This is a genomic window from Devosia sp. MC1541 (assembly GCF_012847305.1).
Lineage (GTDB): Bacteria > Pseudomonadota > Alphaproteobacteria > Rhizobiales > Devosiaceae > Devosia.
This window is the reverse complement of sequence record NZ_JABBDZ010000015.1, coordinates 34,087-56,179: the sequence shown is the minus strand read 5'-3', so window position 1 is coordinate 56,179 and position 22,093 is coordinate 34,087. Positions and strand designations below refer to the sequence as shown.

General features: G+C 58.4%; 20 protein-coding genes. 10 read left to right on the top strand and 10 right to left on the bottom strand.

The window, feature by feature from the left end:
* Positions 1 to 74: 74 nt before the first annotated feature.
* A complete protein-coding gene (locus tag HKD40_RS14320; RefSeq protein ID WP_169196468.1) occupies positions 75 to 1,190 on the bottom strand; it encodes a class I SAM-dependent RNA methyltransferase in 1,116 nt (371 codons plus the stop codon).
* A 99-nt stretch (positions 1,191 to 1,289) separates the two neighbouring features.
* Here HKD40_RS14320 and yghU point away from each other — a divergent pair, with 99 nt between their 5' ends.
* From yghU to HKD40_RS14305, 3 genes are all read left to right on the top strand, one after another.
* Positions 1,290 to 2,162 carry a glutathione-dependent disulfide-bond oxidoreductase gene (gene yghU, locus HKD40_RS14315; RefSeq protein WP_169196467.1) on the top strand — a complete coding sequence of 291 codons (873 nt, stop codon included), beginning with the start codon at positions 1,290 to 1,292 and terminating at the stop codon, positions 2,160 to 2,162.
* Between the two features lie 246 nt (positions 2,163 to 2,408).
* Complete coding sequence (motA, locus tag HKD40_RS14310; RefSeq protein WP_169196466.1) at positions 2,409 to 3,272, top strand: flagellar motor stator protein MotA; 864 nt, start codon at positions 2,409 to 2,411, stop codon at positions 3,270 to 3,272.
* Between the two features lie 24 nt (positions 3,273 to 3,296).
* Complete coding sequence (locus HKD40_RS14305; RefSeq protein WP_169196465.1) at positions 3,297 to 4,217, top strand: flagellar motor protein MotB; 921 nt, start codon at positions 3,297 to 3,299, stop codon at positions 4,215 to 4,217.
* Positions 4,218 to 4,254: 37 nt separating this feature from the next.
* On the opposite strand, the gene HKD40_RS14300 is transcribed toward HKD40_RS14305, so the two are convergent.
* A complete protein-coding gene (locus tag HKD40_RS14300) occupies positions 4,255 to 4,686 on the bottom strand; it encodes an organic hydroperoxide resistance protein (RefSeq protein WP_169196464.1) in 432 nt (143 codons plus the stop codon).
* 101 nt (positions 4,687 to 4,787) lie between these two features.
* On the opposite strand from HKD40_RS14300, the gene HKD40_RS14295 reads away from it, so the two are divergent.
* Entirely contained in the window at positions 4,788 to 5,237 is a 450-nt protein-coding gene (locus HKD40_RS14295; RefSeq protein ID WP_169196463.1) for a MarR family transcriptional regulator, read from the top strand.
* A gap of 32 nt (positions 5,238 to 5,269) precedes the next feature.
* On the opposite strand, the gene HKD40_RS14290 is transcribed toward HKD40_RS14295, so the two are convergent.
* From HKD40_RS14290 to HKD40_RS14270, 5 genes are all read right to left on the bottom strand, one after another.
* The gene (locus HKD40_RS14290) at positions 5,270 to 7,255 is read right to left on the bottom strand and encodes a bifunctional 2',3'-cyclic-nucleotide 2'-phosphodiesterase/3'-nucleotidase (RefSeq protein WP_169196462.1); all 1,986 of its coding nucleotides are present in this window, start codon (positions 7,253 to 7,255) and stop codon (positions 5,270 to 5,272) included.
* A 345-nt stretch (positions 7,256 to 7,600) separates the two neighbouring features.
* The gene (locus HKD40_RS14285; protein WP_169196461.1) at positions 7,601 to 8,581 is read right to left on the bottom strand and encodes a ribonuclease; all 981 of its coding nucleotides are present in this window, start codon (positions 8,579 to 8,581) and stop codon (positions 7,601 to 7,603) included.
* A gap of 62 nt (positions 8,582 to 8,643) precedes the next feature.
* Positions 8,644 to 9,108 carry a type II toxin-antitoxin system YhaV family toxin gene (locus HKD40_RS14280; protein ID WP_169196460.1) on the bottom strand — a complete coding sequence of 155 codons (465 nt, stop codon included), beginning with the start codon at positions 9,106 to 9,108 and terminating at the stop codon, positions 8,644 to 8,646.
* Position 9,109: 1 nt separating this feature from the next.
* On the bottom strand, positions 9,110 to 9,442 hold the full coding sequence (locus HKD40_RS14275) for a type II toxin-antitoxin system PrlF family antitoxin (RefSeq protein ID WP_169196459.1): 333 nt from the start codon (positions 9,440 to 9,442) through the stop codon (positions 9,110 to 9,112).
* Positions 9,443 to 9,516: 74 nt separating this feature from the next.
* Positions 9,517 to 10,425, bottom strand: a complete 909-nt coding sequence (locus HKD40_RS14270; RefSeq protein WP_349236815.1) for a sugar kinase — start codon at positions 10,423 to 10,425, stop codon at positions 9,517 to 9,519.
* A gap of 131 nt (positions 10,426 to 10,556) precedes the next feature.
* Here HKD40_RS14270 and HKD40_RS14265 point away from each other — a divergent pair, with 131 nt between their 5' ends.
* From HKD40_RS14265 to HKD40_RS14255, 3 genes are all read left to right on the top strand, one after another.
* Positions 10,557 to 12,041 carry a mannitol dehydrogenase family protein gene (locus HKD40_RS14265; RefSeq protein ID WP_169196457.1) on the top strand — a complete coding sequence of 495 codons (1,485 nt, stop codon included), beginning with the start codon at positions 10,557 to 10,559 and terminating at the stop codon, positions 12,039 to 12,041.
* A 93-nt stretch (positions 12,042 to 12,134) separates the two neighbouring features.
* Positions 12,135 to 13,073: a neutral zinc metallopeptidase gene (locus tag HKD40_RS14260; protein ID WP_169196456.1), complete on the top strand. Its 939-nt coding sequence runs from the start codon at positions 12,135 to 12,137 to the stop codon at positions 13,071 to 13,073.
* 50 nt (positions 13,074 to 13,123) lie between these two features.
* Positions 13,124 to 14,650: a glycosyltransferase gene (locus HKD40_RS14255; RefSeq protein ID WP_169196455.1), complete on the top strand. Its 1,527-nt coding sequence runs from the start codon at positions 13,124 to 13,126 to the stop codon at positions 14,648 to 14,650.
* 128 nt (positions 14,651 to 14,778) lie between these two features.
* On the opposite strand, the gene carA is transcribed toward HKD40_RS14255, so the two are convergent.
* Complete coding sequence (gene carA, locus HKD40_RS14250; RefSeq protein WP_169196454.1) at positions 14,779 to 15,990, bottom strand: glutamine-hydrolyzing carbamoyl-phosphate synthase small subunit; 1,212 nt, start codon at positions 15,988 to 15,990, stop codon at positions 14,779 to 14,781.
* 190 nt (positions 15,991 to 16,180) lie between these two features.
* Here carA and HKD40_RS14245 point away from each other — a divergent pair, with 190 nt between their 5' ends.
* Positions 16,181 to 16,633, top strand: coding sequence for a GatB/YqeY domain-containing protein (locus HKD40_RS14245; protein WP_169196453.1), 453 nt, complete (start codon positions 16,181 to 16,183; stop codon positions 16,631 to 16,633).
* On the opposite strand, the gene HKD40_RS14240 is transcribed toward HKD40_RS14245, so the two are convergent.
* Together HKD40_RS14240 and HKD40_RS14235 are read right to left on the bottom strand one after the other, a co-directional pair.
* Positions 16,634 to 17,779, bottom strand: coding sequence for a GGDEF domain-containing protein (locus HKD40_RS14240; protein ID WP_169196452.1), 1,146 nt, complete (start codon positions 17,777 to 17,779; stop codon positions 16,634 to 16,636).
* A 92-nt stretch (positions 17,780 to 17,871) separates the two neighbouring features.
* Positions 17,872 to 19,071, bottom strand: coding sequence for an MFS transporter (locus HKD40_RS14235; protein ID WP_169196451.1), 1,200 nt, complete (start codon positions 19,069 to 19,071; stop codon positions 17,872 to 17,874).
* A gap of 189 nt (positions 19,072 to 19,260) precedes the next feature.
* Here HKD40_RS14235 and HKD40_RS14230 point away from each other — a divergent pair, with 189 nt between their 5' ends.
* Entirely contained in the window at positions 19,261 to 19,821 is a 561-nt protein-coding gene (locus HKD40_RS14230) for a DUF308 domain-containing protein (RefSeq protein ID WP_169196450.1), read from the top strand.
* A gap of 191 nt (positions 19,822 to 20,012) precedes the next feature.
* Positions 20,013 to 21,959: a DNA primase gene (gene dnaG / locus HKD40_RS14225; protein ID WP_169196449.1), complete on the top strand. Its 1,947-nt coding sequence runs from the start codon at positions 20,013 to 20,015 to the stop codon at positions 21,957 to 21,959.
* Positions 21,960 to 22,093: the final 134 nt, after the last annotated feature.

Sequence of the window (22,093 nt, the reverse complement as noted above, 5' to 3'; positions counted from 1 at the left end):
ATTCTCCTTAGAGAGTTGCGATGGGTGCCCAATGGACGAGGGGGCCGTGCGTTCCGTAGGGGCGGCGTATTGGCTTATGTTAGTGGCGCGGTGCGATAGAGGGCGACGCGGATGCCGCCGTGCAGCACGGTGGGCAACTGTGGTTCAAATTTAAGACCGGTGGCCTGGGCGAGCTGCTTATCGGCGGTGATAATGCCAACGCGCCAGCCCTTGAAGCGGGTCTTGAGCACGGTGCCGAGGGTTTTGTGGACGGCGATCAGCGGGCCCTTTTGGCCAATGCGGCTGCCATAGGGCGGATTGACGATGATGAGGCCTGGCTGCTCGCACGGTGGGGCGAGGTCTTCGATGTTCTTTTGCTCGAATATCGTGAGGGCTGAAACGCTGGAGCGTTCCGCATTCTCCCCAGCCATACGGATGGCGCCCGCATCACGATCTGAGCCGTAAAAGCGGATATCGGTCGATTTGCTCGGCGGGACGGCAGCGCGCAGCTCGGCCCAAGCCTTTGGCTTGAAACCGGGGAGCTGTTCGAAGGCGAAAGAACGCGCGCGACCGGGCAGGAGACCAGCGGCGATTTCAGCGGCTTCAATCGGGAAGGTGCCCGAGCCGCACATGGGATCAAGGATTGGCTCGGAACCGTCGAAGCCACATTGGCGCAGGAACATGGCGGCCATGGTTTCGCGCATAGGAGCTTTGTTGACCGCTTCCTTGAAGCCGCGCTTGTGAAGGGACTCGCCTGTGGTGTCGACGCTGATGGTGACAAGATCGTCTTCGATGCGGACCATGATGCGAAGAGTTGCCTCTTCGGCGATGGGCGTGCCGATGGTTTCCGTGATCGCGGTGGCGACGCGTTGGGCGGCGGCCCCGGCGTGATAAATCCGCGAACGCTTGCAGCTGGCTTCAACTGTGATGGGAACATTGGGCTGGAGCCATTCGGCCCAAGGGAGTTTGCGTGAACGCTTATCGAGCTGCGCCAAGTGCATGGCGCGGAAATTGGTGAGGCGCACCAGCACGCGGGTGGCGCCGCGCAGGGTGAGATTGGCGCGCCAAACATCGCCCCACGTCCCCATGAAAGTAACGCCGCCATCAGTGACTTTGGCGTCAATAAAGCCCGCTTGCACGGCTTCTTGAGCAAGTGGGGCTTCAAGGCCCGGCGTGGCGACGAGATAGATTTCAAGGAGGGAGGTGGTCATGCTGGTGAATTACCGGGGAGTGCGGCTAAGAGCAATGGGACATTGCTTCATCGGCAAATGACGATATAGTTGTGCCAGTTCTTTTAGCCGAGTTACGCCATGTCTGATGCAGAATATGTGCCGCCAAAAGTCTGGAAGTGGGATCAAAGCAATGGTGGGGCTTTTGCCAGCACCAATCGCCCAACGGCGGGCGCGACCCATGACGCTGTCTTGCCGCGCGGGAAGCACAAGTTCCAGCTCCACTCGCTCGCGACGCCAAATGGTCAGAAGGTCTCTATCATGCTCGAAGAGCTGCTGGCGGCGGGGCATGACGCGGAATATGACGCCTGGCTGATTAATATCGGCAAGGGTGATCAGTTCGGTTCGGGCTTTGTTGAGGTCAACCCCAACAGCAAGATCCCGGCGATGTGGGACTACTCAGGCGCGGAGCCCATCGCTCTGTTTGAGAGCGGGTCTATCCTCGTGCATCTGGCAGAAAAGTTTGGGGCGTTTTACCCAAAGGACCCAGCTACACGCGCGCAAGTGATGAACTGGCTGATGTGGCAGATGGGCAGTGCGCCTTTTGTTGGTGGCGGGTTCGGGCATTTCTATGCCTATGCACCGGTAAAGCTTGAGTATCCGATCAATCGCTATGCGATGGAAACCAAGCGCCAGCTCGACGTGCTCGATAAGCAGTTGGCCAAGAACAAGTTCATCGCGGGCGAGGACTATTCGATCGCCGACATCGCCATTTTCCCTTGGTATGGCGGCATGGTGTTGAACCGGTCTTACAATGCCGGCGAATTTTTGGATGTGGGCATCTACACCAATGTTATCCGCTGGGCCAAAGAGATCGATGCACGCGAGCCGGTCAAGCGCGGGCGCTGCGTGAACACTGCTTGGGGTCCGGAAGATGAAATGCTGGCCGAGCGCCACTCTGCAGCGGACATTGACCGCGTTTTGGCTATCCGCAAAGAGCGCGGCACAATCTAACGCGACTGGAATATCAAGGTCATCGAACCCTCGCTTCGGCGGGGGTTTTTGTTTGCACAGCGTTTACGCAGTACGCCGAGTTTGTGTTTTTGCACCAATTTTTTTGCAATTTGCCGCGGCGTTAGCGGCGTGTTGCGGCGAGAAGTACACCCCCCGTTAAGTCAATACGAGGCAATATCCTTACGCGCTAAGCGGTTGCGCCGTTTTTTGTCGCTCGTGTCGTAATGTATTAGGTCGGTCACCTCCATGCGTCTTATCTTGGGAACCATCGTCGTTTTTGCCTGCGTTTTGGGCAGCTATTATATGATGGGTGGACATGTCGAGGTTCTGTGGCAACCTTGGGAATTCGTGATCATTCTGGGTGCTGCGCTTGGTGCCTTCATCATTGCTAACGGCGCGCCTGTATTGAAGGCCGTGCCGGGCATGTTTGGCTCGCTGTTTAAGGGCCCAAAATACGACAAGACCGCATATCTGGAACTGCTCGGCATGCAGTATGCCATGTTTAAGATCGTCCAGCAGAAGGGCATCTTGGGTATCGAGTCCCATATTGAAGACCCGCACAATTCCACGCTTTTCAACGCGTTCCCAACTTTTGCCAAGAACCATCACGCAGTGCAGTTCGTGTGTGACTACATGCGCATGGTGACGATGGGCGCAAACAATGTGCACGAAATTGAAGCGTTGATGGATGAGGAACTGGAAACCCACCATCAGGAACAAGAGCGCAATGTGACTGCGATGCAGGCATTGGCCGATGGTACACCAGCTCTCGGGATCGTTGCGGCCGTTTTGGGCGTGATCAAGACCATGGGCGCGATTACCGAGCCGCCAGAAGTTTTGGGTCACCTGATCGGCGGCGCGCTGGTTGGTACCTTCTTCGGCGTGTTCGTTGCTTATGGCTTCTTTGCACCGTTCACCCAGTCCCTGCGCGCGACCTATGAGTCGGAAGGCAAGTACTTCCTGTCGCTCAAGGTTGGTATGCTGGCTCATATCAATGGTCAGCCGCCAGTGATGGCGATTGAATTTGCCCGTAAGGCGCTGATGAGTGAAGTTCGTCCGACCTTCAACGAAGTTGAAGCGTCCACAGCTAACCTGCCGGCGACCAGCTAAGGTCGGCGGAAAGGAGAAGCCAGAATGGCGGACTTAGAACGACCGATCATCATTAAGAAGGTCAAGAAACACAAACACGCCCACCATGGTGGCGCTTGGAAGATTGCTTATGCCGACTTCGTGACGGCGATGATGGCCTTCTTCCTGTTGATGTGGCTGATCAGCATGACTACGCCTGAGCAGAAAGAAGGGCTGGCGAATTATTTCGCGCCCGCTTCTGTCAGCGAAACCATGAGCGGGGCCGGCGGTGTGCTGGGCGGCACGGCGATGGCACGCGACGGCAATATGATGTCGGGTTCGGTTGAAGAAGTGTCGCTGAGTTCGCTGTCGAGCCCAACGGGTTCGGCGCAGAACACCGCTGACGTGAATTCTGGTGGTCCCGATCGGAGCCAGGGCGAAGAAAACGCCGAAACTGCTGAAAGCGCGGAATCGATGCGGGCGACGGAAGATCGTTCGTTCCACAGTGCTGCGGCGAGCATTAAGCAGGCCTGGCAGTCTCTGCCGGAGCTGACCCCATTTGCAGACAATCTGCTGGTTGAAGAGACCGAAGAGGGCTTGGACATCCAGATCGTCGAGCAGCAGGGGGCGCGCATGTTCCCGGAAGGCTCGAAGTATCCGGTGGAGCCAACACGTCTGGCTATCTCGGTGATGGCGCCGATTTTGCAGGGGCTCAATGCGCAGGTGTCTGTGTCCGGCCATACGGCGGCTGGTGGTCGTTTTGATAACCCGCGCTATGGACCTTGGGAATTGTCGGCGGATCGCGCCAATGTCACGCGCTCGATCTTGAGCGAGTTTGGTTTGAGCGATGATCGGGTGAAGTCGGTGATCGGCCGGTCGACGGACGATCCATTCTTCCCCAATGACCCTTATATGGCTGCCAATGAACGGGTGAGAATTACCGTACTGCACCAAGCGCCACCGGTTCCGGTAGGCCTCACGCCATAAAGAAAAGGCGGTGTCTGTGGACACCGCCTTTTTTGTTTTAGGCGACCGTCAGAGTGACGTCGATATTGCCACGGGTGGCATTGGAATAAGGGCAGACCTGGTGGGCCTTTTCCACGAGAGCTTCGGCCTCGGCGTGATCAAAGCCGGGAATGCTGACCTTGAGCGCGACGGCGATATTGTAGCCAATGCCCTTGGCATTTTCGCCGAAGGAGACGGACGCGTCGATGGTGGTTTCGTCTGGGATTTTCACCTTTTCAGCGCGGGCAACAGCCTTGAGCGCGCCGAGGAAGCAGGCGGAGTAGCCAGCGGCGAACAGCTGTTCGGGATTGGTGCCCGGGCCGTCATTGCCGCCCATGGCCTTGGGCGTATCGAGAGTAACTTCTAGGCGGCCATCGTCGGTCTTGCTGGTGCCAGTGCGGCCGCCAGTGGTGTGGGCGTGGGCGGTGTAGACTGCAGATTTGATGCTCATGACAGTTCTCCTTGAAGATGGCTAATTCATAGTGCGCAATTAAATTGCGCGCAATCTATTTTTTATGTAGGCTGTTTTTGGAACTTAGCGAGGGTAGGGCGATGGCTGACGAGACCATGCAGACGATCGACAATATGTTGTGTTTCGCCGTCTATGCGGCGGGGCATGCCTTTACGCGGTTTTACAAGCCGAGGCTGGATGCCTTGGAGCTGACCTATCCGCAGTACCTCGCTTTGCTGGTGCTTTGGGAAAGGGATGACATCACGGTCAAAGCGCTCGGGGAGAGATTGTTCCTCGATAGTGGCACAATAACGCCCTTGTTAAAGCGGCTCGAAGCGCGGGGGCTGGTGACGCGAAAGCGTGATGCGGGCGACGAGCGGCAGGTGCGGATAGGGCTGACCGAGGCGGGGCAGGGGCTGAAAGCTAAGGCTTTGGCGGTGCCGCTGGCCGTTGCCAAGGGCACAGGACTTGCGATGGACGATATTTCGGCGATGCGGGCTGAGCTACTGGCCTTGCGCGAGCGCTTGGATGCGGCGCTGGCAGAAAAGTAGGAGAGAGGCCGGAGCCTCTCCCCCAGAACCGTTTAGAGCGCGATGCGATAGATGCCGAAACCGGCCTCATCGGTATCGCCGGTTGCTTCGATTTTTACGGCAGTGACATCGGCCACTTTGTCGGCGGCTTTTGGGCCGGTGGCAAAGAGCACAGTGGTGTCGCCGATTGGGGCGAGGGACCAATTGCTGTCGGCCTTGGGGTCGATGGTGCCCTGCTCGATAATGTAGCGCACGATGATGTCGCGATTGGTATCGGGGCCGATGAAGATGATCTTGTCCGGGCCAATGCCGGGGAAGCCGCCGCCGCCGCCAGCACGATAATTATTGGTGACGACGATGAATTGCTGCGCCGGATCGATGGGCTGACCGTCAAATTGCAGATCAACGATACGGTTGGCGTCGGGGTTTTCGAGCGCACCGCCATCAGCGGCATATTTCGACGGCTGGGTGAGATCGATCTTATAGGTGACCCCGTCGATAACGTCATAATTATAGGACGGGAAGGCGGGGTTGATCAGTTGGGCGTCGGTCGCGCCTTTCTCGATCTGGTTGAATATGCCCGCTGAGCGTTCAAGCCAGTTTTTCACGTCCGCACCGGTGATCAACACGGCTTGGATGGTGTTGGGATAGAGGTAAAGGTCGGCGACGTTTTTGATCGCAACCGGGCCGACGGGCACGTCGGTGTAGTAGTCCGGGCCGCCACGGCCGCCAGCCTTAAACGGCGCACCGGCGGAGAGGATGGGCAGCATTTCCCATTCGGTGCCAATCATCATTTGCGTCAGATACCAAGACTGAGCCTGAGTGACGATTTGAATGGATGGGTCGTCGGCGACGAGGGCGAAATAGGAATGGAGCGGGGCCGAGGTTTCGCCAACCGGACGACGGATATAGTCCAGCGTTTCCTGATGTTCGGTGGCGACGGCAGCTTCAACGGCCGGGAGAGACTCGACTGTTGGGACGTTTTTATTGTCGATGCGTTCGACAATCGGGCGGGCTTCGGAGGTGTGCGAGGCGATGGTCCATTTGCCACTCGCATCCACTTCGAGCAGCAGATCAAGCAGACCCATGTGGCTGCCCCAGAAGCCCGGCATAACGGCTGGCTTGCCGTTGAGCGTGCCTGCCACGGTGTCGACGCCCTCGATGCCTTCATAGTCCTTGCCGGGGAAGACACGGTGGTGGTGGCCAGTGAGGACAACGTCGATGCCGTCAACGGCGGCCAGTTGGAGCGCGGCGTTTTCCATGCCGGGGACATGGGGGCCAGCTTCGATGCCAGTGTGGGCGAGAGCGACGACAATGTCAGCGCCTTCTTCGCGGATTTTTGGCACCCAAGCTTGGGCGGTTTCGACCATGTCGCGGACGACAACTTTGTCGGTCAAATGGGTTGAATCCCATGTGAGGATTTGCGGGGGGACGAAGCCGATGACGCCGATTTTGATCGTGTGTTCAGCGCCCGAGCCATCAAGGAGAGTTTTCTCGATGATTTTATAGGGCGCGATATAGGTGTCGTCGTCGGTCGGGTCTTCGCCCAGATCAACGCCACGCACGACATTGGCCGAAACAAAGGGGAATTTTGCGCCCGCCAGAGCGCGGTCCATGTATTCGAGGCCGTAATTGAATTCGTGATTGCCCAGAGTGGCAGCGTCATAGCCCAAGGTGTTGAGGGCATTGATGGCGGGGTGGATATCCCCCTGATTGAGGCCCTTTTCATAGGCCATGTAATCGCCCATCGGATTGCCCTGGATCAGATCGCCATTGTCAAAGAGCACGGCATTGCCCGCTTCGGCGCGGATGTTCTCGATGATTGTCGCGGTGCGAGCGAGGCCCATCGTGTCATTGGCCCCATCGGCGTAATAGTCATAGGGCAGGATGGCGACGTGAATATCGGTGGTTTCGATGATGCGCAGATGGGCCTGATTGGCTTGCGCAAAGACCGCGAAGGGATGCAGGGCGACTGCGGCCCCGACACTGGCGGAGCCGGCGAGAAACGCACGGCGGGAAATGCTCGGGAAGAAATTCATGCTTACCTCTCCTCTGACCAATGCTTGTGCGGGGGCGTGCTCCCGAACCCGGCTTTTCGACCGGTCATTGTGCGCCAGTTTTCCTAGCGTGGTCTCTTCATGGCGGCGTGCTGTGACACGGCAATGACGACGACGTGAGGAGCGTAGGACGGTTTTGATCGCTTGGTCAAAGCAAATGAGGAGATAAAATTGGCGCGAAAAATCAATGCCTTAGTGTGTGTCTGCTACACGCCCTAATACACGTCTATGGAGAAAAAAACTAAGGTCTGACAGGGGGTTGAGGCGTCGGGAGAGCAGGTTGGATCGCGCCACGGGGCGGCGCGATCACAAATCTCGGGTCTGTGCTTATTGCAGTCCGACCGCGTCGACGTGGCCAGAGCGGCAGGTGTGGCGTTGCGGCGTGCCTGCGCGCACGAGATCGGCGAAATCGTCTGGTGAGGTGATCTCGCCCGCAAGCGCGATGCGCAGTTCGGTGATGATGGTGCGGTTGCCATCGGTCTCGCAATCCATAGCGACACGGTCGCCCGCACCACGGCCAAAGCTGGCATCAAATGCGGCACGGACCTGATCAATGGCGACGCGGCGGCCAATGCTTTCCGAAAAGAGGTGCGCGACTTCGGAGTCGTTGAGGGCCTGCATAAGAAAGAGCGAGGCGTCGATATAGTCGCGCTGGGTGCCATCATAGCAGGTGCCGTGTTTGATCCATTCGTGGCGATCTAGCCCTGAGGCACTGCCGGGCATGACGACGTCGAGTTCCCGACGTTGGGCGATGGTGAGGTCAAGTTGCGGCAGATCGCGCCAACGACCGTCCTGGCTGGCATAGCGGTCGCGATTGGAGACGTCGCAGTATTCGGCATCTTTGGGCTGTGGCCAGAGGCCGTGCAGGGTGAAGTTTGTTGCCTCAAAGCTATTGGGTCGCTGATTGCGGCATTCGGTTTTGCGCGGTGCGGTTTCGCAGAAGGCCGGCTGCCAGTTGGCGGCGAGAATATAGTGTTGCTTGGGCGCTGACGCGGCATTGCGCGTTGGCTGACTGGGGGCCTCGCCTGTGAGGGCAGGAGAGGAGCCGCATGCGATGCTCACCCAGCGCAAATCGGGCTGCGCTCCGGGGACGCGAACACGCACATGGGTCGGCGGGGTGCGGTTGCCTGCGAGCAGCTCATACTGCGTGCCAGCCTGAGTGGTGATGTTGCCGGGATTGGTTTCGCGGCTGATTGATTGCAATGCTGGGCAGGCTTCCGCGGCGGTGAATGTGCCCGAGAGAGGGACTTCCGCGTAGGCTGGAGCGCAGATCAAGGCAAAGGCAAGAGTGGTCAATCTGCGCAGCATGGTGGTCCTCGGATAGTACTTGGTCAGTCTAACGGAAATTGTCGCGGAAATGCAAAGTTGGACTAGGCTTCGGCGACGTCAATTGGCTGCGCCTGAGAAAGAAGCGCGGGCCAATCATCGGGCGGGGTGCCACCGTCTAGCATGGATTTAAAGACGTGATAGGCGTCGGTCTTGGACCCGTATGTGCGCAAGAAATTCTCGTCATTCACCCAAGCGTAGATGATTATCTTGGACGCGGTATCGTAGCGGAAGAACAGTCGGAACCGTCCGCCACCTAACTTGGCGCGGAACCAATGCTTGTAGTCCGGTCCCAGTGTTGCCCCTTGCCTGTAGACGGTGGCGGTCGGATCAGAAGGAATGATTTCGAAGGCTAACCGATAGAGCGCCGCGAGAAGCTTGGTATTGGCGTTTTGCGCGTAGGTGTCGGGCTTTTTGGCCTTCAGGACCTGAACGGCCGCGGTGAGTTTTTCGAGTTGTCGAACAAACAGCGGATGGGCAAGCAGGGTCCAACCGTTGACGGTGAGCATGCTAAAGCACCGTCTCGCCGTCGATTGTCTCGCCTGGATCGCTTTCAAGGTCTTCTACCAGCGCGGCAACCCGAGAGCGCAGCTCTGGCGTCAGTGGGACGATGGATCGTTGGGGATTGGCCGCCATGTCTTGAGCGAGGAAATTGAGGAAGCTGCCGACGACCGGGTCTGCAGCCTCGTCCTCAACTTTTTCGACAATGACACGGCGCTGCGCATCAACGGTGAAGGTGATGCGGCCACCGTAATCGACGCCCAAGGCCTGACGCACCGATTTTGGTACCGTGGTTTGGCCCTTGGCGGTGATGGTGCTTTCTTCTTTGAGAACCGATGTCATCACGCAACCTCTCATGGAATGCAAAATGTAATGAAAATTCCTTACCTTTGCAAGGTTGCTATCGCATGGGTTCGTCAGCGCACTAAAGCTGGATCGACGAGGGCGCCTTTGTGGCCGATGACGATGCCTGCGGTGCGGTGGGCGGCCTGAGCGGCTTCGGTGATGGATTTGCCTTGCAGGCGCGCGGCGAGATAGGCGCCGTTGAAACTGTCGCCAGCGCCGGTGGCGTCGACCACGGATGCGGCAGGGGGCGGGGCCATGCGGACGCGCTCGGTGGCCGTAGCGATGAGGGCTTCTTTGGAGCCGTCTTTGACGACAACTTCTTCAACGCCGAGTTCGAGATAGCGATTGGCGGTGTCGTCCACTGTCGCGTCGCCGAAGAGGGGGGCTTCGTCGGTGTGGGTGGGCAGGACAATATCGCAAAGGCTGGCGGCAGCAGTGAGCACGGAGGCCATGACGCGGGGCGACGACCAGAGAGCGGGGCGCAGATTGGTGTCGAAGGCGATTTTGGCGCCATTGTCGCGCGCTTTTACAATCGCGCCGAGGAGGCGGCCGCGAGCCTTGGGGGCCAGGATGGCGAGGGTGATACCAGAGAAATAGACGAGGTCTACGCCTTCAACGGCGGCGGCGAGGGCGGATTTGTCGTCGGCAAGGAGTTTGGCCGCAGACATGTCGCGCCAATAGGTGAAGTGACGATCGCCTGCTTCCTGGTGGATCATATAGAGACCGGGGCGGCGGGCCGGGATGGTCTGGATATGATCGGTGCCGATGTTGTTGGTTTGGAGGAAGTTACGAATGTCGCCGGAGTATTTGTCAGCCCCCAGAGCGGTGACATAATCGACCTTCCAAGCGTCGGGGAGGAGGGCGCGCAGGTACCAAGCGGAGTTGAGTGTGTCGCCAGCATAGCCAAGGCGATAGCTGCGATCTTCGCCGCCGCTCATCTCGATCATGCACTCACCGATGGATACGATACGCTGCGACACTGCCATTCCCTCCAAATGTCTTTGCTCGCTTATGCAGGTGCGGTCTTGCGCGAGCAAGATGGGATCATTAAACAGGCTCCTAACCTGCGTCAAACTTCCATACAAGATGGTGTGGATATGAGGAGATCGATTTGAGCAAGCAACGCCTCAATCTAAAGACCGTGTCGACTTTGGCGGCAGGCATTACTGTTCCGAATTATGACCGCAGCGCGGTGACGGCAGGGATCGTGCATCTGGGCATTGGTGCGTTCCATCGCGCGCATATGGCGGTCTATGTCGACGATCTGCTGAGCAAGGACCCGAGTTGGGGCATTGTTGGCGCGAGCTTGCGTCGCCCTGACACCAAGGACGCTTTGGAGCCGCAAGACGGGCTCTATACGATTGCTGTGCGCGACGCTGCGGGGACACATCCGCGCGTGATCGGCTCGATTCTTAAGGTGATGGACGCCAATACTGAGCGCGACGCGCTGCTCGACTTAATGGCGAGCCCTGAGGTTCGCATTGTGTCGCTGACGGTGACGGAAAAGGGCTATTGCTACGAGCCTTCGACGGGTGAGCTGGACCTGAACCACGCCGATATTCAGCACGATCTGAGCAACCCGAGTGCGCCGAAATCGGCGCCGGGGATGCTGGTGGAAGCGCTGGCGCGTCGTAAGGCGGCAGGGATCGCCCCATTTACCGTGATGAGCTGCGATAATCTGCCGAACAATGGGCAAACGGCCAAACGCATCGTCACTGCATTTGCGGCCAAGCGCGATGCGGACTTAGGCGAATGGGTGAAGGGCGTTGCTTTCCCATCGACCATGGTGGATCGCATTGTGCCGTCCACCACCGATGCCGATCGCGAAGAGGTGGCGAGCCTGATCGGGGCGGAAGACGCGTGGCCGATCATGACCGAGCCGTTTACCCAATGGGTGATTGAAGACAATTTCCCAAGTGGGCGTCCGGCATTTGAAGAGGTCGGGGCGCAGCTGGTGCAGGACGTTGAGCCGTTCGAGCATATGAAGCTGCGCATGCTCAATGGCTCGCACTCGACCATGGCCTATGCCGGTTATCTCGGTGGCTATGAGTATATCGCTGAAGTGGTTGGCGACGAAGACTACCGCGAGCTGGTGCATGGGTTGATGACGGAAGAAGTCATTCCGACCCTCGACATGCCCGGTGTTGATCTGGAAGCCTATCGCGATCAGTTGCTCGCGCGTTTTGCCAATCCGGCGCTGAAGCATCGCACTTGGCAGATTGCCATGGATGGCTCGCAGAAGCTGCCGCAGCGCTTGCTGGGGACGATCCGGGATCGCCTTGCGGCGGGGCAGAGCATTGATCGTCTGGCTTTGGGTGTCGCGGCGTGGATGCGCTATGTGATGGCGATCGACGAAGAGGGCAATGAGATCGACGTGCGGGATCCGTTGGCGCTGAAACTGCTCGCCATTGCGGCAGACGCAGGCGAAGACCCGGAAGCCTATTTCAACGGGCTGGTGTCCATCCAGTCGATCTTCGGCACCGATCTCATCGACAATGAGGTGTTCCGCAACGCAGTGCTCGAGCAATTGTGGAGCTTCTGGCAAGACGGGGCGCATGAAACCGTTGCCAATTATCAACTGTCGGCGCAGGAATAGCGACAGAAGCAGAGCGAATGCGAAAGGCGCGGGAACTTCACCCGCGCTTTTTTACTTTTCATCTGTGTTGAAAGAATTTTTGAGAGGCGCGACATGAAGTGGCGTGGGAGGGAGCGCAGCTCCAATGTGCAGGACCTACGCGGTCAACGTGGCGGCGGTGGACTGGGCGGTGGCTTTGGACAAGGCCAGCGCGGCGGCTTTCGCATCCCTATGGGTGGCGGCGGCGGTGGTGGTAAGGGCGGGATTTCCGGTCTGATCGGCATTGTCGTCGTGCTGGGTATTATCTGGTTTGCGACGGGGCAGAACCCGCTGGATATGCTCGCAGGCGGCAGCGGGGCAGGTTCGAATTTTGCGCCTTCGGCATCGAGTTCTCGCCAATTGCCGGCTGAGGGCGAAGATGAACTTGCCGATTTCGTCGCTGTTGTGGTTCGGGAAACCGAGGACCTCTGGAACGCAGAATTCGCCAAAATCGGCGAGGATTATCCTGAGCCTAATGTCGTGCTGTTCACCAATGCGGTGAGCACGGGCTGTGGCGCAGCGGACTCCTCGGTTGGGCCGTTCTATTGCCCGGCGGATAGCAAGGTTTACATTGACCTCAGTTTTTATGACGAGCTGCACCGCAAGTTCGGTGCGCCCGGCGACTTTGCGCAGGCCTATGTGTTGGCGCATGAAGTGGGGCACCACGTTCAGAACCTAACCGGCGTTCTGCCGCAGTTTAACCAGCGCCGTGCCTCGATGAGCCAGGAACAGGCCAATGCCTATTCGGTGCGCGTTGAGTTGCAGGCAGACTGCTATGCAGGTGTTTGGGCGAACCACGCTGGGCAGCAGAACCTGCTCGAGGGCGGGGACATTGACGAAGCACTGAACGCGGCCAATCAGATTGGCGATGATACGCTGCAGAAGCGCATGCAGGGCTTTGCCGTGCCTAAGACGTTTAACCACGGCACGTCGGCGCAGCGTAAAGACTGGTTCCAGCGTGGATATGAAACCGGCGATCCCGGCGCCTGCGATACGTTTACTGGCAACGTCTAAGTTTGTGATTTATAGGTCCGGGCATAGTTTATTGCCCGGGCCTTTTTCTTATGAGCATCCCTAAAGTCGTACACTTTACGTGGAAGACCAAAACTCTGACGAAGTTTGCGCAGCGCACTTGGGATGAATGGCAGCGAACGCACCCCGATTTTGAGCTAAAGCTCTGGGACGATGCGGATTGCCGGGCGCTGATTGCCGAGCATTATCCGGAACACCTCTCCACTTATGATGGCTATCGCTCGGGGATTTTCCGCGCCGATGCGTGGCGCTTTTTCGTGCTGCATCATGAGGGCGGGATCTATGCCGATCTCGATGTGCTGCCCAAGGCGCGGATTGATGAGCTGATCGAGGAGACAGAGTGTTTCGTCGGCGCGGAGCCGGAACGCCATGTCGAAGAGAACGACGGGCTGTATCGCGGCATGCCGTTTGTGCTGTGCAATGCGTTTATGGGCTCGGTGCCGGGGCACAAGTTCTGGGAACGCTGCATGGACGCGATGGCGCGCTGCGCGGCCAGCAATGACGTGGTGGATGCGACGGGGCCGCGTCTCGTCAATGGCGTGGCGCTGCGAGCGCCCAAGGACGAGCGGCCAGATGTGCTGCTGCCGGATCGGTGGAGCCCCCAATCGGGGCATGGCACGTTCGCGCCAATGTCGGACGCTTATGCGGACGCTGTGGAAGCTGAGTTCACCGTGATCGGTCGGGGTATGCCGACGCTCGTCTCGCACCTCTGGCGCAACAGCTGGTTCATGCCCTTTTTCTATAAGGGCCCAGAATTCTGGAAGGTGCCAAACAAGATCCAATGGTGGTGGCGCCGTCAGACCAATCCGCAGATTGCACAGACGAAGTTTACGGCGGCGCGTCGGATTTTCCATAAGCAAGAGTTTGCTCGGTTTACCGACTGGCCTGAGGTTTTCGTGGCGGTCGATCTGGGGCAGGGCGGGGACGCTATTGGGGCGGTCTTGACGTCCATTACTTATGATCGGGCAAAGCTGAGCTTTGGGCTGTTTGGCGGCACGCCAGAGGTTATCGGCGCGGTGAGCGCCAAGCTGGCAGCGGCCGGATTTGGCTTTGAAGTGTTCCCGGCAATCGAGGGCGCTGCTCAACAGCACAATGCGATGTTGGTCTCTGCGGGAAATAAGCAGTGCCTGATCCTTGATGGCAGGCTGGTGGAATTGGCTGCGGGCACTGTGGAGGCGCTTGTGGGCGCGGATAAGGGCGTTGTGACGCTCGATGTGGTTTCGCCGACGGGTGAGAGCCGCAATGAGGATACGCTGTTGTATTCAGATTTGATCTTTAAGGGATTGTATCGGGCCGGGGCATTGGGGGGCGTCGTCTCGCGCGTGGCCTCTCCTTCAGGTCTGCCGCTGGTCGATTTGCGTCCCCTCCAGATCGCGCCGGTGACGATTGTTGGCGCTGATGTCGTGTTCGTGCGCGCCGAGGTGATTGCAGCCGGTGTTCGGTTTGCGGTGGAGCCGGTGAAGTTCCATCGCGATGCGGCAGGGCTGGCGATTGCGGCGCGTGATGCGGGCTTTGATGTTGCAGCACTGCCCAATGTTACGGCGGTGACGGGGCGGTAATCAGGGTTACGCGAATACCCCCACCTAACCTCCCCCTGGTAGGGGGAGGGACTGGTTCGAGTTCTTGGCGGCACCTGAAGATTGATACAAAAAACCCGGCCGGAGCCGGGTTTTTCTTTTTTCGTGTCTTACGCTGCTGCGCCGGGAGCTTGGTGCTCTGGGAACTCGGCCATGCCCTTTTGCTTGCGGACATGGTTGAGGAAGCGCGTGAAGAGGTAATGGCTGTCCTGTGGGCCCGGGGAGGCTTCTGGGTGGTACTGAACCGAGAAGATCGGCTTACCATCAACCGCAAGGCCAGCATTGGTGTTGTCGAACAGCGAGATGTGGGTCTGGGTGACGCCAGCAGGCAGGCTTTCGGCGTCCACAGCAAAGCCGTGGTTCATAGAGGTGATTTCGACCTTACCAGTGGTGAGATCCTTCACAGGATGGTTCGCGCCGTGGTGGCCCTGATGCATCTTGGATGTGGTGCCGCCAAGAGCCAGACCGAGCAGCTGGTGACCTAGGCAGATGCCGAACATTGGCTTGCCGGATTCCATCAGCTTCTGAATGGTTGGAACAGCGTAAACGCCAGTCGCTGCCGGATCGCCGGGGCCGTTGGACAGGAACACTGCGTCTGGATTGTGCGCGAGCACGTCCGCTGCGGTTGCAGTGGCCGGAACAACAGTGACCTTGGCCCCCTGATCAACGAGGCAGCGCAGGATGTTGCGCTTGGCGCCGAAGTCGATGGCGACAACGTGGAAGTCTGGGTTTTCGAGGGCGCTATAACCCTTGTTCCATTCCCAGCTGGCTTCGTCCCAGTGATAGGTCTGAGCCGTGGTGACTTCCTTGGCAAGGTCGAGACCTTCAAGACCCGGGAAGGCGTTGAGTTCAGCCTTGATCGAGGCTTCGTCGAAAATGCCCGATGGTTCGTGCGCGATCACGCCGTTCGGCATGCCGTTTTCACGGATCAACGCAGTGAGGGCGCGGGTGTCGATGCCGGTGATGCCGACGATGTTGCGCTTCTTGAGCCATGCGTCGAGCTTTTCAGCGGCGCGATAGTTCGAAGGATTGGTGATGTCAGCCTTGAGCACAACGCCACGGATGCCGGAGAGGGCAGCCATGTTAACGGTTTCAATGTCTTCGTCATTGGTGCCGACATTGCCGATGTGCGGGAAGGTGAAGGTGATGATCTGGCCAGCGTAGGAGGGGTCGGTGAGGACTTCCTGATAGCCAGTCATAGCGGTGTTGAAGCAAACTTCGCCTGCCGAATGACCGACGGCGCCGATGCCCTGGCCTTCAAGTCGCGTGCCATCAGCCAGAATTAGAACTGCGGTCGCGGGTGTGTTTTGCCAGCCGGTCACTTTGGGTCTCCAAGGCTCGGTTTATACGGTCGCGCGACAAGGACCTAAGCTTGGGGCCTAGCGGGTCGCGCAGTGAAGATGTCGGTTGAGGCCTTTCCTTAGAAGGCCAAAGCGATCAACGCAAGTGGCGTAGCTGCGCTTTAATGCCTATATGGGGGCAAGATTTTGCATAGCAAGGAGCCAAAACCACATGCGCGAAGACATCAGCGAGGGTCTGAAACAGGCTCTTAAAGCCCGTGATCAGCGCCGCACAGCAACATTGCGCGCAATCAATGCGGCGGTGCAAGACCGTGACATTGCAAATCGCGGTGATGGCAAAGGTCCAGCCACGAATGACGAGGTTTTGGGCATTATTCAGAAGATGGTGAAGCAGCGCGAAGAGAGCTTTGCGATCTATGTTGGTGCCGGTCGCGCCGATCTCGCCACCGTCGAGAAAGAAGAAATTGATATTCTCAATGAGTTCCTGCCTAAGCCTTTGACCGAAGAAGAAGTCGCTGCGGCAATTACAGCAGCAATTTCTGCCGTAGGGGCCGAAGGGCCAAAGGACATGGGCAAGGTTATCGCCCAGTTGCGCGCCGATTACCCGGGCCGAATCGATTTTGGTAAGGTGAGCGGCCAGGTTCGCTCGACTCTTTCGGCTTAATCACGCCACCAATCTGAGTGAAGCGATCTGGACCTGATTGCGTCCGGATCGCTTTGCTTCGTATAGCGCTGCATCGGCGCGGCGTAGGGCGGCAGGGAAAGTTTCCTCTGGGGAACCGAGCGCCAAGCCAATACTGACCGTCGCGAAATTGCCTTGTGGCCCACCGGGAATGCGCAGCGCAACGAATGCGCGCCGAATGCGGTCGGCAATTTGCTGAACGTTATCTCTGCCCTCAATTTTGACGACGACGCAGAACTCTTCACCACCCAATCGCGCGATGGGGTCTTCATTGCGAAGGTGCTGTTTGAGGACGAGCGCGAACTGGCGCAGGACGCTGTCACCATATTCGTGGCCGAATTGGTCGTTGACCTGCTTAAAATGGTCGAGGTCAAACATGATGACCGCATGACCTTCGCAGGACGGCACAGCCTCTAGGCGACTAAAGAGGGCGCGTCGATTGAGGACACCCGTTAGTGGATCGGTATTCGCTTCGTCCTTGTGCAGTGCAGCGGAACGCGCATGGTGCAGGGTCAGAGTAAGGGCGCCAATGGTCGTCGCCCCGATCAGCGACATGACCGTGTTGAAGTCTTCTGCCCAGTTTTTGGGGATAGTGGTTAGATACCAGCTCTGCTCTATCAGAATTACGTAGGAGCAGCTGAGGAACGAAATGCCGGTGAGAGTGTAGATAAAGGCGTTGGCGGTGATCGCTAGTCTTGATTCTTTGCGGGCGCGCCAACTCTCAAATGCGCAGAGCAAAAGAATGACCCCTGAAGCCCCGTTGAGCATGAGGGCGCTGACGCCTGACAAGTTCACAATGGCAGGGGCGAGCGCGAGGGCCACAGAGCTGACTGCGGCTACGACGGGTCGCAAGATGCTCGATGACTCGGAGCGGAAACGCCGTGTTGCCGAATAGATGCCGCTGAGGCCGACAAGCACGATGCAAAAGGGCGTTAAATTGTACCAAGGGGTGTAGAGACCACCCATGAGCGTCATAGCCGTAAGTCCGATGACGACGACAGCGACACCGAGTGCGCCATGGGCGAGGAACGTCTGCGTTCTTGAGTAGTGCCAGCCAATTCCCAGAGCTATCGCCAATGAGGCGCTAGAAATGGCCACCGCTACGCGCAGCGTCTCTAAGTCGATCATCGTACGGCCCCCCTAGGGAAGCTAGATAGGAAGGAAGTCCGTACGATGTGTTAATTTAAACTGACAAATTGTTTGCTCGTCGGTGTTTGTGGTTAGTGCGCAACAATTATGGTGTCGGCATCGCCAGTAGGGGGGCGATTGGTGCTCTTGGCTTCCCAGACCACCGAAATGACGGCGAGCAGAAGCGCGACGGTGATGACGACCGTGCCGACCCAAGGCAGGTTGTGATAGCCCATGCCTTGCTCAAGCAGATTGGCGGATAAGATCGCGCCCACGGCAATGCCGACGTTAAAGCCGGTTGGGATCAGCGACGAGGTCAGGTTTGGCGCGTCATTGGCCCAGAGGAGCATGCGCGACTGCAAGGGCGAGCCAAAGGCAAAGTTGACGCCGCCCCAAATGAAGGTGGTTATGCCCATGGCGAGCGGGTAGGGCGCCACAAAATAGAGCGACGCGAACAGCAGGACTTGGCCGGCAAGAACGAGGACAATGGACTTGCCGAGGTTCCAATCGGCCAAACGCCCGCCCAGAAACACGCCGATGGTGGCCCCGACACCGTAGATCAGCAGCATGATCGGAACCATTTCTTCCTCGAGGCGCGTCACTTCGAGATAAAGCGGGGCGATGTAGGTGAAGACGGCGTATTGTGCCAGCATCACAAAGGTCGCGATGGCGAGGCCCAGATAGACCTGCTGACGGCCGAGCGCCTTGAATTCGCGGGCAAAACTAGACTGGGTTGATTCAGAACCCGCAGTCTTGGGTAGGAAAACGGCGATGACGATTGAAGCGATAAGGCCGAGAGCACCCACAGCCCAGAACGTCGCGCGCCAATCGAACAGCTGACCAATGGCCGTGCCCAGCGGCACGCCGATGACATTGGAAACGGTGAGGCCAGAGAGAACCAGCGCAACGGCAAAGCCGCGACGCTCGGGCGGCACCAGACCGGTGGAAATTACAAAAGCCATGCCGAAGAATGCGCCGTGTAGCGCCGAGACGAAGACGCGGGCCGCCATGAGCAGTTCAAAATTGGGCGCGATGGCGCAGAGCGCCTGACCCACGGCAAAGAGTGCGCCGAGCACAACAACTGTGGTCTTGCGATTGAACTTCTTGGTCGCCAGCGTCAGCAGCGGACCAAGGACGGCAATGCCGATGGCGTAACCGGAAATGAGATAGCCCGCGACGGGTACGGAGACGCTCAGGCCGAGGGCAACTTCAGGAAGAAGGCCGGCAATAACGAATTCAGCTGTGCCGAAAGCAAAAGCAGTCAGGAAAAGCGCGAGGAGAGGCACAGACATAAAAGGGCGACCGGTTTGGGAGGGGCGGGTGCTGCATCCCATGTGCGGGGGCAAAGGGCAACGGCTAAATCGCCGCTGGTGCGGACCGTGACCCCTGATGCTTGCGCACTTGCGCCCTTGCACAATGGGCGTAACGTGGGCGACGAAGTTAGGGTGACGGTAGGAGAGCCGTCAAAGAGGGGAATGTCGATGCCTGTGTCGTCCGAAACCAAACGCCGCTTCGCTTTGATTACAGCGCTGCGGGGTCTCTTGATGTTTGTTGGGGGCGTTTATGCCCTGCTGGTGCCTGCCGAAGCGCTGACTGTTTTGGTGCTGTTTGGGGGGGCGCTGTTGTTGATCGACGGTGCGCTTGGCCTGTGGAGCCTAACCTTCGGGGGCGGCAAGAGCGGCAATTATTGGTTTGACGTTGTGGCCAATGCGGCGTCGCTGGTGCTGGGCATTGTCATTCTGATCAGCCCGCTGCTGGCGACAGTTTTGACCGTGACATTCATGTCCACCATGGTGGGATTGGTCGCCATTGTGGTCGGGGTGATGCAGATTGTCGTCGTGGTGCGCGAGCGCGATAGCTACGCACGAATTTGGCCTGTGGTGTTGGCCGGGATTTCCTATGTGCTTCTCGGGCTCGTCTTCCTGCTGTTCCCGATGCTGACGGCAGTGGTGAGCGTTATGCTGGGCGGTGTTTTGTTGATCGCCTTCGCTATTGGCCTATTTGGCTGGGCTTGGCGGCTCTATAAGGCGAGCAAGGCCTAAGCGACGCAATGGGCGCTTGTCCCGCTAGGCCGGGATGAGCGTCCAGACGAACCACAGCGTCAGCACGACACACAGCACGGGGCCGATGATTAAAGCGGCAAGCATGGGCTTTGGCGTTTTGCGGTTTGGTCGCATGTATAATCAAAATCCTGAGCCGTGACTTTCGGAGGGTTAGACCCTAAGTACTCTATATGCGCTTTTCCGATCATTTCTTGGATGAAATTCGTCAGCGCCTGCCGATAACGCAGGTGGTGGGCGAGCACGTGCTTTGGGATAAGCGGAAATCGCAGCCCGGCAAGGGCGACATGTGGGCGTGTTGTCCGTTCCACGGCGAAAAGAGCCCAAGTTTTCACGCTGACGATCGTCGCGGGATCTATCACTGCTTTGGCTGTGGCGTGAGTGGGGACCACTTCCGGTTCCTCACTGAAAAGACCGGGATGAGCTTCCCCGAGGCTGTCGAAAAGCTGGCGAGCATGGCTGGTGTTGCGATGCCGGCGCGCGACGAGCGCACGGAGCGTCGCGAGGCAGCACAGCGGTCGCTGATCGATGTGATGGAGCTGGCGACCCGGTACTTTGAGGCGGCGCTGGCGCATAATATTGGTGCGCGAGCGCGGGGCTATCTGTTTGAGCGCGGTGTGTCGGCCGCGAGCCAGAGCCGGTTTCGTATTGGCTTTGCCCCTGACAGTCGCAACGGCTTGAAAGAGCATCTGGCGGCGAACGGGGTTTCGGCGCAGGCGATGATCGACACGGGCTTGGTGACAAGTCGTGATGGCGATCCACTGACCTATGACCGGTTCCGCAACCGCGTGATGTTCCCGATCACCGACTTCAAAGGGCGGGTGATCGCCTTTGGTGGTCGAGCGATGAGCGCGGATGTGCCAGCGAAATATCTCAACTCGCCGGAAACCCAGCTCTTTTCCAAGCGGCAAACGCTCTACAACGGCCAGACGGCAAAGCGCGCGGCCTATGAAGGCGCGACCGTCGTGGTGGTTGAGGGGTATCTCGACGTTATCGCAGCGGTGTCTGCGGGTTTTGAGGGCACGGTTGCGCCGCTCGGTACGGCGCTGACCGAAGAGCATGTGCAATTGCTCTGGCGCATGAGCGATGCGCCGGTTTTGTGCTTTGACGGCGATAAGGCTGGGCAAAAGGCGGCGCAGCGCGCTGCCGAAATCGTTCTGCCGCATTTGCAGCCCGGAAAAACGGTCAAAATCGCGACCTTGCCTGAAGGGCAAGACCCGGACGATTTGATCAAGGCGCAGGGGCGGGGTGCTTTTGCTGAAGTGATCGACAAGGCACGCAGCCTTTCGGACACGATCTGGAGCATTGAGACTGGCGGGATTGTGCCAGAGGCGCCCGAAGAGCGCGCGGCCTTGCAGGCACGACTTCGTGATCGGGCGAAATCCATTCAGGACTCCAATGTCAGCTTCCACTACGCGCAGGCGTTTGAGGAAAAGCTGAAAGCGTTCTTTGCGCCAATCCGGCAGCAGGGACGGCAGGGAAATTGGAGTGGCGGTGGCAAGCCGGCCTATGGTCAGAGCGGGGGCTATGGTTTCCCCTCACGCGGTACGCCTAAGCTCGTGGTCTCTGATACGCTGCGCAATTCACGCCTCGTGCGTAGTGGTGCGACCGCTGTCGATGCTACTCCGCGTGAAGCCACTATTATTCTGACGCTGGTCAATCACCCCTCGCTGGTCGAGGATAAGTTCGATGCGCTGGGTGCATTCGACTGTGAGACGACTATTGCACAGAAAGTTTTGAGCGACATTTTGGCGCTAGTCGTGCGCCACCATGACATTTCTGCAGAAGATTTGCGGGCCGCTTTGGGTGTGCGTGGTCATGGTCCGGCACTGTACCGGATGAATGAGATTTTAAAAATTCAGGGGGTCTGGCAAGTCGATACCGAGGTCGCGGAAACGGACGCGGAAATCGGTTTGAGTCACGCCTTGGCCTTGCATAAAAAGAAAGTTGAGCTAAATAGAGAGCTCAAAGCAGCAGAAGCGGCGCTGGGCGAAGACCCGAGCGAAGAAACCTTTGAACGGCTGCGGGACATCAAGAACCAGATTACCACTGTCGATGGCACTGAAGCATTGATTGAAGGGTTTGGTTCGCTATCTGGACGCGCAAGTCGCAGTTTTTAGAGGTCATTCTCTAATTACGGGCGAATTGCGCGATTTTGCGTTGTGGCGAATCACTCGTTGCTATGCTCCATAGCGGACCAGCGTATGGCACCCCGTTAACGGTCTGGTGACCAAACCTTTACCTTGTCTTGAGT

Bases quoted from the DNA above. Each gene is read 5' to 3' on its own strand.
- HKD40_RS14260 (WP_169196456.1), top strand. From the start codon at position 12,135: ATGAAGTGGCGTGGGAGGGAGCGCAGCTCCAATGTGCAGGACCTACGC.
- HKD40_RS14245 (WP_169196453.1), top strand. From the start codon at position 16,181: ATGCGCGAAGACATCAGCGAGGGTCTGAAACAGGCTCTTAAAGCCCGT.
- HKD40_RS14320 (WP_169196468.1), bottom strand. From the start codon at position 1,190: ATGACCACCTCCCTCCTTGAAATCTATCTCGTCGCCACGCCGGGCCTT.
- HKD40_RS14275 (WP_169196459.1), bottom strand. From the start codon at position 9,442: ATGACATCGGTTCTCAAAGAAGAAAGCACCATCACCGCCAAGGGCCAA.
- motA (WP_169196466.1), top strand. From the start codon at position 2,409: ATGCGTCTTATCTTGGGAACCATCGTCGTTTTTGCCTGCGTTTTGGGC.
- HKD40_RS14285 (WP_169196461.1), bottom strand. From the start codon at position 8,581: ATGCTGCGCAGATTGACCACTCTTGCCTTTGCCTTGATCTGCGCTCCA.
- HKD40_RS14230 (WP_169196450.1), top strand. From the start codon at position 19,261: ATGCCTGTGTCGTCCGAAACCAAACGCCGCTTCGCTTTGATTACAGCG.
- HKD40_RS14240 (WP_169196452.1), bottom strand. From the start codon at position 17,779: ATGATCGACTTAGAGACGCTGCGCGTAGCGGTGGCCATTTCTAGCGCC.
- dnaG (WP_169196449.1), top strand. From the start codon at position 20,013: ATGCGCTTTTCCGATCATTTCTTGGATGAAATTCGTCAGCGCCTGCCG.
- HKD40_RS14290 (WP_169196462.1), bottom strand. From the start codon at position 7,255: ATGAATTTCTTCCCGAGCATTTCCCGCCGTGCGTTTCTCGCCGGCTCC.
- HKD40_RS14235 (WP_169196451.1), bottom strand. From the start codon at position 19,071: ATGTCTGTGCCTCTCCTCGCGCTTTTCCTGACTGCTTTTGCTTTCGGC.
- HKD40_RS14305 (WP_169196465.1), top strand. From the start codon at position 3,297: ATGGCGGACTTAGAACGACCGATCATCATTAAGAAGGTCAAGAAACAC.
- HKD40_RS14255 (WP_169196455.1), top strand. From the start codon at position 13,124: ATGAGCATCCCTAAAGTCGTACACTTTACGTGGAAGACCAAAACTCTG.
- HKD40_RS14300 (WP_169196464.1), bottom strand. From the start codon at position 4,686: ATGAGCATCAAATCTGCAGTCTACACCGCCCACGCCCACACCACTGGC.
- yghU (WP_169196467.1), top strand. From the start codon at position 1,290: ATGTCTGATGCAGAATATGTGCCGCCAAAAGTCTGGAAGTGGGATCAA.
- HKD40_RS14295 (WP_169196463.1), top strand. From the start codon at position 4,788: ATGGCTGACGAGACCATGCAGACGATCGACAATATGTTGTGTTTCGCC.
- HKD40_RS14280 (WP_169196460.1), bottom strand. From the start codon at position 9,108: ATGCTCACCGTCAACGGTTGGACCCTGCTTGCCCATCCGCTGTTTGTT.